15 protein-coding genes are annotated in these 15,904 nt (G+C 60.4%); 2 read left to right on the top strand and 13 right to left on the bottom strand.

From position 1 onward, the window contains the following. Positions 1-75 precede the first annotated feature (75 nt). The 3 genes from HX868_RS25875 to zwf are packed head-to-tail and all read right to left on the bottom strand — an operon-like array spanning position 76 to position 2,925. Positions 76-741: a bifunctional 4-hydroxy-2-oxoglutarate aldolase/2-dehydro-3-deoxy-phosphogluconate aldolase gene (locus HX868_RS25875; RefSeq protein WP_025858441.1), complete on the bottom strand. Its 666-nt coding sequence runs from the start codon at positions 739-741 to the stop codon at positions 76-78. 17 nt (positions 742-758) lie between these two features. Continuing rightward, positions 759-1,472, bottom strand: a complete 714-nt coding sequence (gene pgl, locus HX868_RS25870; RefSeq protein ID WP_177004798.1) for a 6-phosphogluconolactonase — start codon at positions 1,470-1,472, stop codon at positions 759-761. Continuing rightward, a complete protein-coding gene (gene zwf, locus HX868_RS25865; RefSeq protein WP_177004797.1) occupies positions 1,459-2,925 on the bottom strand; it encodes a glucose-6-phosphate dehydrogenase in 1,467 nt (488 codons plus the stop codon). The genes pgl and zwf overlap by 14 nt, the downstream gene beginning before the upstream one ends. 219 nt (positions 2,926-3,144) lie before the next feature. Here zwf and HX868_RS25860 point away from each other — a divergent pair, with 219 nt between their 5' ends. Then, entirely contained in the window at positions 3,145-4,005 is an 861-nt protein-coding gene (locus HX868_RS25860) for a MurR/RpiR family transcriptional regulator (RefSeq protein WP_170039859.1), read from the top strand. A 162-nt stretch (positions 4,006-4,167) separates the two neighbouring features. On the opposite strand, the gene HX868_RS25855 is transcribed toward HX868_RS25860, so the two are convergent. The 10 genes from HX868_RS25855 to HX868_RS25810 form a co-directional block, all read right to left on the bottom strand. Beyond that, a complete protein-coding gene (locus HX868_RS25855) occupies positions 4,168-5,013 on the bottom strand; it encodes a D-hexose-6-phosphate mutarotase (RefSeq protein ID WP_177004796.1) in 846 nt (281 codons plus the stop codon). 102 nt (positions 5,014-5,115) lie between these two features. After that, complete coding sequence (locus HX868_RS25850) at positions 5,116-6,462, bottom strand: carbohydrate porin (protein ID WP_177004795.1); 1,347 nt, start codon at positions 6,460-6,462, stop codon at positions 5,116-5,118. Positions 6,463-6,662: 200 nt separating this feature from the next. Continuing rightward, a complete protein-coding gene (locus HX868_RS25845; RefSeq protein WP_016975396.1) occupies positions 6,663-7,823 on the bottom strand; it encodes an ABC transporter ATP-binding protein in 1,161 nt (386 codons plus the stop codon). A 2-nt stretch (positions 7,824-7,825) separates the two neighbouring features. Then, the gene (locus HX868_RS25840; protein ID WP_016975397.1) at positions 7,826-8,671 is read right to left on the bottom strand and encodes a carbohydrate ABC transporter permease; all 846 of its coding nucleotides are present in this window, start codon (positions 8,669-8,671) and stop codon (positions 7,826-7,828) included. Next, positions 8,664-9,572, bottom strand: a complete 909-nt coding sequence (locus HX868_RS25835; RefSeq protein WP_033896325.1) for a carbohydrate ABC transporter permease — start codon at positions 9,570-9,572, stop codon at positions 8,664-8,666. Before HX868_RS25835 ends, HX868_RS25840 begins: the two co-directional genes overlap by 8 nt. 158 nt (positions 9,573-9,730) lie before the next feature. Further along, positions 9,731-11,017: an ABC transporter substrate-binding protein gene (locus HX868_RS25830; protein ID WP_177004794.1), complete on the bottom strand. Its 1,287-nt coding sequence runs from the start codon at positions 11,015-11,017 to the stop codon at positions 9,731-9,733. Between the two features lie 104 nt (positions 11,018-11,121). Beyond that, the gene (locus HX868_RS25825; protein ID WP_177004793.1) at positions 11,122-12,381 is read right to left on the bottom strand and encodes a D-mannose isomerase; all 1,260 of its coding nucleotides are present in this window, start codon (positions 12,379-12,381) and stop codon (positions 11,122-11,124) included. Positions 12,382-12,495: 114 nt separating this feature from the next. Continuing rightward, positions 12,496-13,341 carry an ATPase gene (locus tag HX868_RS25820; RefSeq protein WP_177004792.1) on the bottom strand — a complete coding sequence of 282 codons (846 nt, stop codon included), beginning with the start codon at positions 13,339-13,341 and terminating at the stop codon, positions 12,496-12,498. Between the two features lie 114 nt (positions 13,342-13,455). Beyond that, positions 13,456-14,454, bottom strand: a complete 999-nt coding sequence (locus tag HX868_RS25815) for an NAD-dependent epimerase/dehydratase family protein (protein ID WP_095017406.1) — start codon at positions 14,452-14,454, stop codon at positions 13,456-13,458. A gap of 52 nt (positions 14,455-14,506) precedes the next feature. Then, complete coding sequence (locus HX868_RS25810) at positions 14,507-15,400, bottom strand: LysR family transcriptional regulator ArgP (RefSeq protein WP_016975403.1); 894 nt, start codon at positions 15,398-15,400, stop codon at positions 14,507-14,509. 98 nt (positions 15,401-15,498) lie between these two features. On the opposite strand from HX868_RS25810, the gene HX868_RS25805 reads away from it, so the two are divergent. Then, positions 15,499-15,900 (top strand): ACT domain-containing protein, encoded by a 402-nt coding sequence (locus tag HX868_RS25805; RefSeq protein ID WP_177004791.1) that lies wholly within the window; start codon positions 15,499-15,501, stop codon positions 15,898-15,900. Positions 15,901-15,904 lie beyond the last annotated feature (4 nt).

Raw genomic sequence — 15,904 nt, 5'->3', positions numbered from 1 at the left:
AAAAAAAGCGGTACACCGACCAAGTGCACCGCAAAAATGCCGTTAAGCACAGCAACAACGATTCGGTAAATCAGATCAATCCAGCAACGCCAGCGCCTCGGCGGTGACTTCTTGGATGCGGGCCCAGTCGCCGTTCTTGACCCACTCAGGGTCGAGCATCCAGCTACCGCCCACGCACATCACGTTTTTCAACGCCATGTAGTTTTTGATGTTGGCCGGGCCGACGCCGCCGGTCGGGCAGAACTTCACTTCGCCAAACGGGCCACCCAAGGCTTTGATCGCAGCCACGCCGCCGCTGACTTCAGCCGGGAACAGCTTGAAACGGCGATAGCCCAGGCCATAGCCTTCCATGATGCCAGACGCATTGCTGATGCCGGGCAGCAGCGGGATCGGGCTGTGTACCGAGGCTTCCAGCAGGTCGCGGGTGATGCCGGGGGTGACGATGAACTGCGAACCAGCCACTTCGGCGGCTTCGAGCATGTGACGATCGAGTACGGTGCCGGCACCGGTGCACAGTTCAGGGCGCTGCTCGCGCAGGACCTGAATGGCCTTGAGGCCGAACTCGGAACGCAGGGTCACTTCCAATGCGGTCAAACCACCGGCTGCCAGGGCATCGGCCAGCGGCAGGATGTCCTGTTCGCGGGCGATGGTGATCACCGGCAGGATCCGCGCCTTGGCGCAGAGGCTGTCGATCAAGGCAACTTTATCCGCCATGGACACGGTCGGTTGAGGGCTTTTCATAGCGGCTGATCCTTGGCTCATGGGCACCAGTAAATCTCTAATGTAGGTTGCAGAAACGCGCGAATCGGCATGGCAGCAACGTCGTCACTGGCCAGCGCGGCGCTCAAGGTGGTCAATTTCGAACTGCCGGAGATCGACAGCACGGTGTAGTTCGCCGTGGCCAGCAGAGCGCGACTCATGGTCAGGCGCTGGTGCGGCACGGTCGGCGCCAGCATCGGCCAGCAACGGCGGGTACCGTCCGGCTGCAAGGCTTCAGTCAGGTTCGGGTTGTTGGGAAACAGCGATGCGGTGTGACCGTCATCGCCCATGCCCAGCACCAGCACATCGATGGCTGGCAACTCGCCCAGCAAGCGATCGGCCTGCTCGGCAGCGTCTTCAAGATTGGCCGCGGCACTGTAGAGGCTGAGGAACTTGGCCTTGGCCGCTGGACCTTGCAGCAGGTGCTGCTTCAACAGGCCGGCGTTACTGTCAGCGTGCTCCACTGGCACCCAGCGTTCGTCGGCCAGGGTGACGGTAACCTTGGACCAGTCCAGGCCTTGCTTGGCCAAGTGTTGGAAAAACGCCACGGGGCTGCGGCCACCCGACACCACCAAGGTCGCCTCGCCACGCGCACTGATGGCTCCGCGCAGTTGTTCCGCCACATCAGTGGCCAGGCCTTCCGCCAACAGCACCGGCGTGCGGTACTCGTGAGGGGTTACGCCCTCAGGCAGTTTCAATTCAGATATCGCCATACCACGACCTCCCATCCCGCGTGATCAGTGCAATGGAGCTCATCGGCCCCCAGGAACCCGCCGCGTACGGCTTGGGCGCGTCGCCGGATTTCTTCCACCCGGCGATCAACTGGTCACACCACTTCCACGCGGCTTCGATTTCATCTTTGCGAACAAACAGGTTCTGGTTGCCGCGCATCACTTCCAGCAACAACCGCTCGTAGGCATCCGGGATACGGGCGCTGCGGTAGGTGTCGGAAAAATTCAGTTGCAGCGGGCCGCTGCGCAGTTGCATGCCCTTGTCCAGGCCCTGCTCCTTGGTCATCACGCGCAAGGAAATACCTTCGTCCGGTTGCAGGCGGATGATCAGTTTGTTGCTGATCTGCAGGCGCTGCTCAGGGGCAAAGATGTAGTGCGACGGTTCCTTGAAGTGGATAACGATCTGCGACAGCTTTTGCGGCATGCGCTTGCCGGTGCGCAGGTAGAACGGCACCCCGGCCCAACGCCAGTTGCGAATATCGGCACGCAGGGCGACGAAGGTCTCGGTGTCGCTCTGGGTGTTGGAATTCTCTTCTTCCAGGTAACCCGGCACCGGCTTGCCGGCGCTGTAGCCGGCGATGTACTGGCCGCGCACCACTTGGGTGGTCAGGCCGTCCGGGCTGATCGGCGCCAGGGCCTTGAGCACCTTGACCTTCTCGTCACGGATACTGTCGGCGGACAAGTCGGCCGGCGGGTCCATGGCGATCAGGCAAAGCAGTTGCAGCAGGTGGTTCTGGATCATGTCGCGCAGCTGGCCGGCCTTGTCGAAGTAGCCCCAACGGCCTTCGATACCGACCTGCTCGGCCACGGTGATTTCCACGTGGGAGATGTAATTCTGGTTCCACTGGGTTTCGAACAGGCTGTTGGCGAAACGCAGGGCGATCAGGTTCTGAACCGTCTCTTTGCCCAGGTAGTGGTCGATGCGGTAGGTGCGGTTTTCCGGGAAAAACTGCGCCACGGCGTCGTTGACCTTGCGCGAGGACTCCAGGTCAGAACCGATGGGCTTTTCCAGCACCACGCGGGTGTTTTCCGCCAGGCCGACCTTGGACAGGTTCTCGCAGATCGCGCCATACACCGCTGCCGGCGTGGCGAAGTAGGCGATCAGGCGTTGCTCGGTACCGGCGATTTCGGCCAGGGCCACGTAGTCATCGGCTTTCATGAAGTCGACGTGCACGTAGGTCAGGCGCGCCAGGAAACGCTGGGCAATGGTTTCGTCCAGCTCCTTGCCGACAAATTCGCGCAGGGCGTGTTCGATGTGGGCCAGGTGCTGTTGCTCGGAACCGGCTTCACGGGCCAGGGCCAGGATGCGCGTGTCGTCGTGCAGGAGCCCGGCGCCATCGAGTTGATAGAGGGCAGGAAATAACTTGCGCAGCGCCAGATCACCCAAGGCGCCAAACAGGGCAAAGGTGCAGGGTTCTACGGTTATCGAAGGCATGATGTTTGTTCTTTTATCAAGTTAAGCTACAAATACCTTTTTTCAAGGCATCACTCAAGGAAAAATGTAGTAATAACCACAACATTTTCCCGAAATACGCATTGCGAGTGGTGGTGATCAGCTACCCTCAGTAGGATAGGCCACCGCAAAAGACCACTCATCGATTGGTTGCCACCTTTTATTTGCATCGTCGCCCGAAGGAAAGACTGAATGGACCGCGTGCGAAATCTTCTGGAACAGATCCGGAACCGCCTCGAAGAATTGAACAAGGCCGAGAAAAAAGTCGCCGAGGTCATCCTGCTCAACCCGCAGCAGGCGACCCGCTTCTCCATCGCCGCCCTTGCCCAGGCTGCCTCGGTCAGTGAACCGACGGTCAACCGTTTCTGCCGTTCGTTCGGCGTGAGCGGTTACCCTGAACTGAAACTGCAACTGGCGCAAAGTCTGGCCAGCGGCGCGGCGTATGTCAGCCGCGCCGTGGAAGCGGATGATAACCCTGAGGCCTACACCCAGAAGATCTTTGGCAGTGCCATCGCATCCCTGGACAGTGCCTGTCAGGCCCTCGACCCTGCGCTTATCAGCAAGGCCGTGGATCTGTTGATCCAGGCACGGCAGATCCACTTCTTCGGCCTGGGCGCTTCGGCGCCGGTGGCCATGGACGCATTGCACAAGTTCTTCCGCTTCAACCTGGCCGTGACGGCGCATGCCGACGTGCTGATGCAGCGCATGATTGCGTCGGTGGCGCATACAGGCGAGTTGTTCGTGATCATTTCCTACACCGGGCGTACCCGTGAGCTGGTGGAAGTGGCGCGCATCGCTCGGGAGAACGGCGCCTCGGTGCTGGGTGTGACCGCCGAGAACTCGCCGCTGGCCAAGGCCAGTACGGTGAGCCTGAACATCCCGTTGCCGGAAGACACTGACATCTACATGCCGATGACCTCGCGGATCATCCAACTGACGGTGCTGGATGTACTCGCGACTGGCATGACCTTGCGTCGCGGGGTGGATTTCCAGCCGCATTTGCGCAAGATCAAAGAGAGTTTGAATGACAGTCGGTATCCGGTGGGGGATGAGTTCAACTGACGCCTTGCACCATGTGGCGAGCGGGCTTGCCCCGCGTTGGGCTGCTTAGCAGCCCTAAAACCAGGCGCTGATGTGTAACTGATACACCGCATTTTGCTTGATTGGGGCTGCTTCGCAGCCCAACGCGGGGCAAGCCCGCTCGCCACAAGGGCCAGCCAGCACTTAAACGCCGGCCCTAGCCTGCAAACTGAGATGCGCCCGCTCCCCCGGCGCCAGACTCGCGCCGGCCATCGCCGACTCCACGCACACAAACCCAGACGCCTCATTGAAGCTCACGCCCAACAGCGGCCGGCTGCCCGGATGCCATACCACCGTGTCGCCACTGTCGCCGGTGTCGATGCACAGCTCGCGCTGCCAGGCGTGGTCCTTAAGCTGTAATTCGCCCTCATGCTGGTACACCCGCTGGCAACCACCTTCCACACGCAGCTCGCCTTCCTGCTGGCAAGCCTGGCGGTTGAGCTGGTCGTAACCTTGCGCACCCTCCAGCCCAGACAGCGCTATCTCATCGACGTGACCAATACGCCAATAAGCATGCAAAGCATGGCTCAACTGGCACGGCAGTTCGTCCTGATGCTCGGTGCTAAGGCGCAGTTCCAGGGTTTCGCCCAGGTGCGCGTGCAGGTCGACCTGCCAGTCGCACAGTTGCAATTGCCAGTGCAAGTGCACGCCGTCCTCATCGGTGCTGCTGTCGAGCAGTTTCCAGTCGATCAGCCGCGCCCAGCCATGGGACGGCCAGGCATTTTCGCTCGGGTGACGGCCATACCACGGCCAGCACACCGGTACGCCTCCCCGGATGGCGCCGACTTGCGGCCACTTGGCTGCGCACCACAGCCAAGGCTTTTGACCGGTAGGCTGAAAGTGCAGTAATTGCGCGCCCTGGCGACTGAACACCGCCTGGCACAGCGGATGGTCGATCACCAGCACGTCACGCATCTGGAAGCGCTCCCAGGCGAACACCGGGCGCTCGCGCAGGGATTTGAAAAAGCGTTGCAGCGGTTGCTCATGCATGTGCCACAGTCCTGAATGTCTTCACAGTGCTGCCCAAAAAAAGCGGGTAGCCATGGCTACCCGCAAAATGCGCACAGAGAGAAGGAGCTTATCGCAACAGCGTTAGAACGTAGACTGAATTTTCAGGCCAGCCACCAACGCGTTGTCGACTTTATCCACGCCGCCAGGTTGCACGACGTATTGCAGGTTGGGACGCACGGTCAGCCAGTTGGTCACCTTGATGCCGTAGTTGAGTTCGATGTTGTACTCGGTCTCACGGATCGGCGTGTACAGCGGGTTATCGTAGTCGCTCACACCATTGGCGGCGTTGAGCAACTCGGAGTTCTTCTTCACGTCATCGTTGACGTGCAGGCGAGCCACACCAATACCGATGTCATCTTTTGGACGTGCGTCGAATGGGCCTTTGTACACCAGCATGATCGACTGATAGTTGTCGACCAGGTTGGTTTCCTTGTCGTGGAAGGTGGCGTTGGCCGCGATGTTCAGGCCGCGGGAAGCGTCGCCGTTATGCGTGGTGAGTTGCTGTTGGGCAACGAACCAGTAGCCTTTTTTGCTGCTGCGGGTACGGTAAGCCGCGCCCGTGGTAGCCGCATCGTTGCCGTTGATGTCTTCACGGACGTCAGAGGCGTCAGCCGCGCTCTTGTAGTAGCCCACACGGTATTCGCCCGGCAGGTTGTTGACCTTCGGCGACCAGACCAATTCCACCGGGATCACGGTGCCCTTGGTGCCGCTGCCGCTGAGCTTGAAGCCGTTGCCGTGCTCCAGTTGCGATGGGTTCTGGTTGTACGCACCGATTTGCGCGTACAGCTCAGGCGTGATGTTGTATTTCACGCGGATCGCGGCCTGGCTGACGGGCCAGTTGTACCAGGTGTTTACATAGTTACCCACTTGCGAGCCGCAGAACGACAGATTCTGGAAGTCGCACGGGAAGGTGTTGAAGTCTTCGCCTTCGCCGAAGTAGCCGAGTTTCACGTCCAGCTTGTTGTCGAACATCTGGTGCTGGATCCAGAACTGGGTCAGACGCACCATATGGCCACGACCGTAGACTTCTTGAGACGAGCTCAAGGTGCCGGCGCGCGGGTCGCCGATACGGTCGTTGGAGATGTTCTGGCCATTCCGGCTGGTCATCTGGATCTTGGCCTGGGTGTTATCCCAGCCCCACAGCTTTTGCAGGTCGAGTGCAACGCCCAGACCAAACTGGTCAGCGTAACGACCGGTTTTGTCGTCGTTGTAGCCGCCATGGGCGTTGTAGCCCGCTTCCCCAACGTAGTCAGCCTTGATGTCGATACCTTGCTCGATCAGCTTGGTACGCTCACCGCCCCAGTCGCCGGTCATCCACTTCGAATCAGCACTGAATGCATCGGCCGCCATCGCATTGGCGGACAATACCAGGGCTGCTGCAGCTGACATTTGGCAGATCAGCCGAGTGTTGTTGTGTTGCTTTTTCATCCCTACATCCTCGTCTTTATTGTTATTAAACTGTTTTTATCTAACGCGGTTTACTTTTTTTATCTAAAACAACAACTTAAATCCAAATTACTACCCTGTAGGAGCGAGCTTGCTCGCGAAGAACTCAAGGCCACCGCTTTCGTCCAGAAAGCGCGCGTCATCGTTAACGACCTTCGCGAGCAAGCTCGCTCCTACCTGCTTCATCGGCCTTTGAATTGGGCCACATTGTCGGCATGCCCCTGGGCGGGCAATGAAGAAGCAGTGCCCAGTCGCTCGCCGGTGTTGGCGTCGAACAGCAATACCTTGGAAGGATCGAATTGCAGGGTCAGGGTCTCGCCCACCTGCGGTGCCACGTCGGGTGCCAGGCGGCAGCAGACCTTGGTGTCATTGAGTTGCACGAACACCAGGGTGTCCGGGCCGGTCGGCTCGGTGACCTGCACTTCGGCACGGATGCTCGACGCACTGTCGCCCTCGCCCGAGGCCAACATGATTTGCTCCGGACGCAGGCCCAGGATCACGTCACGGTCTTCAAGGCCGGCATCGGTCGTGTTCAGCGCCAGCTCGCAACGGGCCTGGCCGCTGTCGAGCAGGGCCACCAGGCGACCGTCCTTGCGTTGCAGGCGCAGCGGCACAAAGTTCATCGGCGGCGAACCGATAAAGCTCGCCACGAACTGGTTGGCCGGGTTGTTATAGATCTCTTTCGGCGTACCGAACTGCTGGATGATGCCGTCCTTCATCACCGCGACCTTGTCACCCAGGGTCATCGCTTCGATCTGGTCGTGGGTCACGTAGACCGTGGTGGTCTTGAGACGCTGGTGCATCAGCTTCATTTCGGTACGCATCTCGACACGCAGCTTGGCGTCGAGGTTGGACAACGGTTCGTCGAACAGGTAGATCTTCGGCCGACGTGCCAGGGCACGGCCCATGGCCACGCGCTGTTGCTGGCCGCCGGAGAGTTGGCCCGGCTTGCGGTTGAGCAGGTGTTCGATCTGCAACAGCTTGGCCACGCGCGCCACTTCGGCGTCGATATCGGCCTGGGGCATCTTGCGGATTTTGAGGCCGAACTCGATGTTCTCGCGCACGCTCATGGTCGGGTACAGCGCGTAGGACTGGAACACCATGGCGATGTCACGGTCCTTGGGGCTCATGCCGCTGACGTCCTGGTCGCCGATCATGATCGCGCCACCGGTGATGGTCTCAAGACCGGCGATGCAGTTCATCAGCGTGGATTTGCCGCACCCCGAAGGGCCGACCAGGATCAGGAATTCGCCTTCCTTGATCGACAGTTCGATATTCTTCAAGGTGTCGGGCAGGCCGGCGCCATAGGTCTTGTTTACATTGCGAAGTTCAAGCGTAGCCATGATTACCCCTTGACCGCGCCGGCCGTGAGGCCGCGCACGAAATACTTGCCTGCGATCACATAGACCAGCAGGGTCGGCAGCCCGGCGATCATCGCCGCCGCCATATCCACGTTATATTCCTTGGCCCCGGTGCTGGTGTTGACCAGGTTGTTCAGCGCCACCGTGATGGGCTGGGAGTCGCCACTGGAGAACACCACGCCGAACAGGAAGTCGTTCCAGATCTGGGTGAACTGCCAGATCAGGCAGACCATGATGATCGGGGTCGACATCGGCAGAATGATCTGACGGAAGATGGTGAAGAAACCTGCACCGTCCAAACGCGCGGCCTTGATCAGCGCATCCGGAATGCTCACGTAGTAGTTACGGAAGAACAGCGTGGTGAACGCCAGGCCGTAGACCACGTGCACAAACACCAGGCCGGTGGTGGTGCTGGCCAGACCCATTTTGCCGAGGGTGAATGAGGCCGGCAGCAGCACGGTCTGGAACGGCAGGAAGCAGCCGAACAACAGCAGGCCGAAGAACAGCTGCGAGCCTTTAAAGCGCCAGAACGACAGCACATAACCGTTCAATGCACCGATGGCGGTGGAGATCAGTACGGCCGGAACGGTGATCTTGATCGAGTTCCAGAAGTAACCGTCTACCGTGGCCCAGGCCTTGACCCAGCCAATGCCGGTAACCACGGTCGGCCAGCTCAGCAGGTTGCCGGAGCTAATATCTTCCGGGGTCTTGAAGCTGGTGAGCAGCATCACCACCAGCGGCACCAGGTACAGCAGCACGGCGAGGATCAGCACCGCGTAGATCGCGATGCGACTCAGGCTGATAGGTGATTTGGAGGCGAGACTAGTCATTACGTTTGGTCCTCAGCTCGGAGTAGAGGTAAGGCACGATGATCGCGAGGATCGCACCGAGCATCAGGATGGCACTGGCCGAACCCATGCCCATCTGGCCACGGCTGAAGGTGAACGAGTACATGAACATCGCCGGCAGGTCGGACGAGTAGCCCGGGCCGCCAGCCGTCATCGCTGCTACCAGGTCGAAGCTCTTGATCGCAATGTGCGCCAGGATCATCACCGCACTGAAGAACACCGGACGCAGGCTTGGCAACACCACGCTCCAGTAGATGCGCGGCAGGCTCGCGCCGTCGATCTGTGCAGCGCGCACGATGGATTGATCCACACCGCGCAGGCCAGCGAGGAACATCGCCATGATAAAGCCCGAGGCTTGCCAGACAGCAGCGATCACCAGGCAGTAGACCACGCGATCCGGGTCGATCAGCCAGTCGAGACGGAAGCCTTCCCAGCCCCAGTCACGCAGGAGTTTGTCCAGGCCCATGCCTGGGTTGAGCAGCCATTTCCAGGCCGTACCGGTGACGATCATCGAGAGCGCCATCGGGTACAGGTAAATGGTGCGGATAAAGCCTTCGCGACGGATTTTCTGGTCGAGGAAGATCGCCAGGGTTACGCCGATAACCAGCGTTATACCGATGAACATCCCGCCAAACACCGCCAGGTTCTTGCTCGCTACCCACCAGCGGTCGTTGTCAAACAACCGCGCGTATTGCGCAAGGCCCGCCCATTTGTAGGTGGGCAGGAATGTGGAATTGGTGAACGACAGCACAAACGTCCACAGGATGTAGCCGTAGAAGCCCACCAGCACGATGAACATGCTGGGCGCCAGCACCAGTTTGGGGAGCCAGCGCTGCAGTGCATCGAACGGCGAGGCTTTGCTGAACACAGCAACAGAACTCATGGGAAAATCCAGTACAGGGAAAAAGGACTAGCAGATGAACCGTCCCCTGTAGGAGCGAGCTTGCTCGCGAAGGACTTCAACGATAACGCGTGCATACAGGATGAACGCGGTGATCTTGAGTTTTTCGCGAGCAAGCTCGCTCCTACAGATGGGTTGTGTTACTTGGCAGACTTGATCGCAGCGCCCAATTTCTTGGCGGTGTCGGCCGGGTCGGCTTTCGGGTCGTTGATGAAGTTGGTCACGACGTCAAAGAACGCACCTTGCACCGCCAGGGTAGTGGCCATGTTGTGCGCCATGCTTGGTTGCAGGCCGCCGGTCTTGGCGTCTGCCAGGAAGTCCTTGGCTGCGGTCTGGGCGCAGGAGTCGAAACCGTAGGAATCCATTTTGGTCAGCATGTCGTTGCGAACAGGGATCGACCCCTTGTTGATGCTGAACACTTTCTGGAAGTTCTCACCCAGTACGACTTTGGCAATGTCCTGCTGGCCAGCAGCGGTGCCTTTGTCTTTCTGCTTGAACACCGCCAGGGAGTCGATGTTGTAGGTGAAGGCTTTGTCGGTGCCTGGGAAGGCCACGCACTCGTAGTCCTTGCCGGCGACTTTCTTGGCGGCGGTCCATTCGGACTTGGCCCAGTCACCCATGATCTGCATACCGGCCTTGCCGTTGATGACCTTGCCCGCTTCGAGGTTCCAGTCCTGGCCTTTACCGTCGACGTCCATGTAGGTCGCGACTTTCTTCAGTTCGGTCAGCGACTTGACCATTTCCGGACCGGTCAGCGCAGCGTTATCCAAGTCAACCAGAGCTTTTTTGTAGCCATCGGCACCCATCACCGACAGAACGACCGCTTCGAACACGGTGCTGTCCTGCCAAGGCTGGCCACCGTGGGCGAGCGGAATGAAGCCCGCGGCTTTCAGCTTGTCGCCGGCTGCGTAGAATTCTTCGAGGGTGGTCGGGTTCTTGGTGATACCGGCTTTCTTGAAGACTTCCGGGTTGATCCACAGCCAGTTCACGCGGTGGATGTTGACCGGTACGGCGACGTAGTCACCTTCGTACTTCACGGTGTCGGAGACTTTCTTGTCGAGCAGGGAGTCCCACTTCTCTTCTTTGGCGACGTCTTTGAGCACGTCGGTGTCGAGCAGGCCGGTGGACGCCCATTCCTGGATGTCGGGGCCTTTGATCTGGGCAACGCCTGGCGGGTTGCCGGCGACCGCGCGGCTTTTCAGCACGGTCATGGCGGTGGCGCCACCGCCACCTGCTACAGCGCCGTCTTTCCAGACGAAGCCGTCTTTCTCAACTTGGGCCTTCAGGACATCTACGGCCGCCTTCTCACCGCCCGAGGTCCACCAATGCACAACTTCAACCGTCCCTTTCGAGTCGGCGGCAAATGCAGTGAGGGGAAACAACGAGGCAATGGAAATAGCAACGGCGAGGCGATTAATCGCGTTCATCTGAGTACCTTTTCTTGTTGTTATGCATGCAAGTCTTAGGCTTGCGCTGCACGGAGTTTAAACATGGATTTTTGCGGCGCAGGTAACAAAGGGATGCACAAATGTCACCAGCTGGTGACATAGCGCCCAGCCCCAATGGCACTGGCCATACTTGGCGCTAACGGCAGCGCAGGCAGCAATACCGCTTGCCAGGCATGGTACAGGTCTGGCTTACCGCCCCAGATGTTGCTGCTGGGTTGGTTGTGTGGACTGAGTTCGTGGTGCCAACTGCCGTGGAGACGGTCGATGAAGTGGGTTTCGCAAAACTCCCAGAAACGCCGGTACCAGGTTTCGTAATGCAACTCGCCGATGCGTTTGAGCAAGGCCTGGGCTGCGGCGCTGGCTTCAGCGTGGGTCCAGTGCAGGCGTTCACGCACCACCGGGCGATGGTTCCAGTCGAGGGTATAGACAATGCCGGGGGCGCCATCCACGGACCAGGCGTATTCGCAGGCACTGGCAAAAAGGCCCTTGGCATCGGTCACCAGCCATTCGGGCGTGGCGAGCCCGGCTTGCAGGCGCGCGGCTTCCAGGTGCAGCACCAGTCGCGCCCACTCGAAACCGTGGCCGGGGGTGATGCCGTAGGGGCGGAAGCCGTCGGCGGGGTTGTCTTCGTTGTAACCGAGCAAGGGTTGCCAGTGCGTGTCGAAATGTTCGATCACCATGAACTGGTTGCCTGCGGCGTGGGTGTGGATAACGCGCTCGACGATGCGCAACGCCCGGTCCAGCCAGCGAGTATCGCCGGTCACATCGGCCAGCGCGAGGAAGGCTTCGGTGGCGTGCATGTTGCTGTTGGCGCCGCGATAGGCTTCAACGCCGCTCCAGTCCTGGGCGAACGATTCGAGCATTACGCCCTCCTCCTCGCTCCAGAAAAACTGGTCGATGATATGGACGGCGTCGGTCAGAAGAGTGTGTGCGCCGGGCGCGCCAGCCACCACCGCCGAGCTGGCGGCCAGGGCAACAAACGCATGCAGGTAGGCGGCCTTGCCACGGTTGCCATCGAGGGCGTGGGGCGTGGCAAACCAGCCACCGTGTTCACTGTCACGCAGGGGGCCACTGAGGGCGGCAACGCCATGCGCCACCAGCTCGGCATACCCCGGCAAGCCCAGGGCGTGGGCCATGGCGAAGCTGTGGGTCATGCGGGCGGTGTTCATGGTTTCGGCGTGAGCATCGGCTGGCAATTGGCCTTTGTCGTCCAGGTTGCCAAAGCCGTCGGGCAGTCGGGACGCCTTGGCAAATGCCAGCAGGCGCTGGCCTTCTGCGGCGAGCCAGGCGTGATGGGCAGGCGCGTTCAGCCAACTGCTGGCAGGCAGTGGTTGCGTGGTCATGGGTAGCCCTTATTGTTTTTTGTGGGATGACCGGAGTCTAAACAAGGGCGCGGTGACGGCAAGTAACGAAGGGGATGGGAAATGTCACCAAGTGGTGACATTCCCATTACACCCTTATTGGCCGAGAGGGGTGATCTTCGCCGGCGCGTTAAGTTGCTGGTTCAGGTTCTGCACCTGGCTTTGCAACGTGGTGATGTTGCGCGTGGTCTGGATGCGGAACACGTCGAACTCTTTATTGGTCGGGGCATCGCTGTTGGCCGGCTGGTTGTCCTGGGCGCTTTTGAGTACCACAAGGTCCTGCTCGATACGGGCAATGGCGGCACTCGGGTTACCCTGTTTCTTCAACGCGGCCACGTCAGCGGAAAGCTCTTTGATCTCCGTATCACGCTTGCCGACATCACCTTGCGACGCTTTAAGTGTCGCCACGGCGTCGGTCAGCGCCTGGACCTGGCCCTGCAGCTTGCTGTTGGCATTGGACAGGTCGGTGGTGCTGGCGGTCATTTGCGCCAGGCGCTTATCCAGTTCGGTGGCTTGCCCGACCACGCCGACTTGCTGCTTGCCCTGCTCCAGCAACTGGGTTTCCAACTGCTTGATCTGCAGTTTTAGCGCTTCGCTGCCGTTGTTGACGCTGGCCTCGCTGGCCACCACCTTGCCGGAAATGTCCTGCAGGCGCCCCGCCGCTTCCTCGCTGATGCGCGCGAAGCTTTCCTGGGTAGCCACCAACTGCTGGCCCATCAGGGAGATCTGCTGGAAGCTCCACCAGGCCAGGCCCGCAAAGGCGATCAGCAGCGCGCCGATCAAGGCCCACAATGGCCCGGTGCTGGCACTCTTGACCTTGACCACCTGGGGGTTGCGCGAGCGCACCGAGGTGGCCGGGGTCGGTTCGAAATCATCGTCATCCCCGACATCGGCCCGCAGGCTGGGAACGTTGTCGAAGTCGTCTTTAGCATCGTTGCGCATGTATCAACCCTGAATCGGTGAAGTGGCGAGCGACGGGAGTATAAACCGCGTTCCCGGCGCACTGATCGACCCGGAACGCCAGATTCGGTTCCCGAAGTGTTGCCGCTTGTGTGCTTACTTGAACCCCGGGTCCTGGGCTTTCCACCAACTGCAAAACTCGTCGAGGGCGGTCCACAGGCTGACTTTGGGCTCATAGTCCAGATAATGCCTGGCGCGGCTGATGTCGAGGGTGAAATCTTTGTTCATCACTTGCATGCCCAGGCGCGACAGTGACGGTTCCGGACGCCCGGGCCACATCGCACAAAACGCTTCGTTGAGCGCCGCCACGCTGTAGGACAAACCGTAGGACCGGTACCGCGTCACCTGGGGCAATTGCATTTGACGCATTACATAATTCACCACATCCCACACGGGCACCGGCGCACCGTTGCTGATGTTGTAGGCCCGGCCCAGCGCGGAGCCCGGCGCGAGCAAACTGCTGAGCAGCGCTTCGTTGAGGTTGTGCACGCTGGTGAAATCGACCTTGTTCAGGCCGTCGCCGACGATGGCCAGGCGGTTCTTGCGCTGCATGTTCAGCAGGCGCGGGAAAATGCTCATGTCGCCGGCGCCCGTGACGAATCGCGGGCGCAAGGCAATCACTTCGAGGCCAAACTCCTGGGCACCGAAAACCTTCTGCTCAGCCAGGTATTTGGTGGCGGCATAAGGGTGCTTGAAGCGCTTGGGCACTTGCTCTTCGGTCAGGCCCAGGTGGTCGCGGCCGTCGAAGTAAATGGAGGGCGACGACAGGTGCACCAAACGCCCGACGTGCTGCTTGAGGCAGGCCTCGACGACGTTTTCGGTGACCAGCACGTTGCCTTGGTAAAAGTCCTGATACTTGCCCCACAAGCCGACGGCACCGGCGCAATGCACCACGGCTTCGACGTCGCGGCACAGGTGGCGCACCAGGTCGGCGTCATTCAGATCACCCTGGATAAACTCGGCGCCGCGCCTGACCAGGTGCTCCACACCTTCGGCACGTCGCCCGTTAACCCGCACGTCCAGGCCCTGCTCCAGGGCGAAACGCGCAAAGCGTCCGCCAATGAAGCCGCTTGCGCCGGTGACCAGAATCTTCATGTATTACCCCATGTTCTTTCGTTTTTCATCGCTGTTGCCTTGACGCGCGCCATCACTCCAACGGCACCAACCATTGACCACAGGCCTGGGCCAGATGGTCGGTCAACAAGCCCAACAGTTGCCCGCCACTGCGCCAATGATGCCAGTACAACGGCACATCGATGGGCTTATCTGGCAATAACTCGACCAATATGCCCTTTTCCAGCTGATCGCGAACCTGCAATTCCGGCACCAGCCCCCAGCCCAGGCCCGCCTCTGTCAGGCGGATAAAGCCCTCGGACGATGGGCATAAATGATGCTCGAAACCGCCGTCCACACCGAGGGAGGCCAGGTAGCGGTGCTGCAGGAAATCATCCGGCCCGAACACCAATGCCGGGGTGCGCGCCAGTTGATCCGCACGTACGCCCTGGGGAAAATGCCGGGCGATAAACGCCGGGCTGGCCAGCGCCCGATACCGCATGGCGCCCAGCAACAGGCTTCGCGCCCCCGCCACCGGTCGCTCGCTGGCGCAGATACAAGCCGCTACCTCACCCGCGCGCATGCGTTTGAGGCCGACGGTCTGGTCTTCCACCACCAGATCCAGCAGCAGATGCTGCTCGGCGCAAAACCCGCTGACGGCCTCGGCCCACCACGTGGCGAGGCTGTCGGCGTTCAACGCGATGCGCAGGCGCTCAGGCATGCCTTCCTCATCCAGCGCCGGCACCTGGCTTTGCAGGTCACGCTCCAGCAGGCGCACCTGTTGCACATGGTTGAGCAGGCGCCGGCCGATATCGGTGGGCGTCGGCGGTGTGGCCCGTACCAGTACCGGCTGGCCAATACGTGCCTCCAGCAACTTGATGCGTTGGGAGATTGCCGATTGCGACAGTCCCAGCACTTGGGCGGCGCGTTCAAAGCCCGCCTGTTCCACCACGGCCGCCAGGGCAGAGAGCAATTTATAGTCGAACATCAGTTTCTCTAATGAGCGATCAGCAATATTGGTTTTTCTTATACAGCCTGCCCCCTGAGAATAGCCAGCATCGCGTCTCTCTTTATAAGGAACCCCACATGGCTGGCGAAACCGCCCTGGCAACCCTGCTGCGCAGCATGAGCCCCCAGCTCAATGACGGCGACTATGTGTTCTGCACCGTGCCCGACAACCGCATCCCTGCTGGTTGCGAAGTGATCGGCAGCTTTCGCGAGCAGGAAGGCCTGACCCTGATCGTTGAACGCCAACAAGCGGAACAGGCCGGCCTGGCATTTGACTACGTCGCCGCGTGGATCACCTTGAACGTACATTCGGCCCTGGAAGGCGTGGGCCTCACCGCCGCCTTCGCCAGTGCGCTGGGCCAGGCCGGCATCAGTTGCAACGTGATTGCCGGCTATTACCACGACCACCTGTTCGTCGGGCGTGCCGATGCCGAGCGCGCCCTGCAGGTGTTGCGGCAACTGGCAGCAGACGCGGAGTAAACGC

Source organism: Pseudomonas reactans (genome assembly GCF_013385825.1).
GTDB lineage: Bacteria > Pseudomonadota > Gammaproteobacteria > Pseudomonadales > Pseudomonadaceae > Aquipseudomonas > Aquipseudomonas reactans.
The sequence above is the reverse complement of the archived record's forward strand: the minus strand, read 5'-3'. Positions and strand labels throughout refer to the sequence as shown.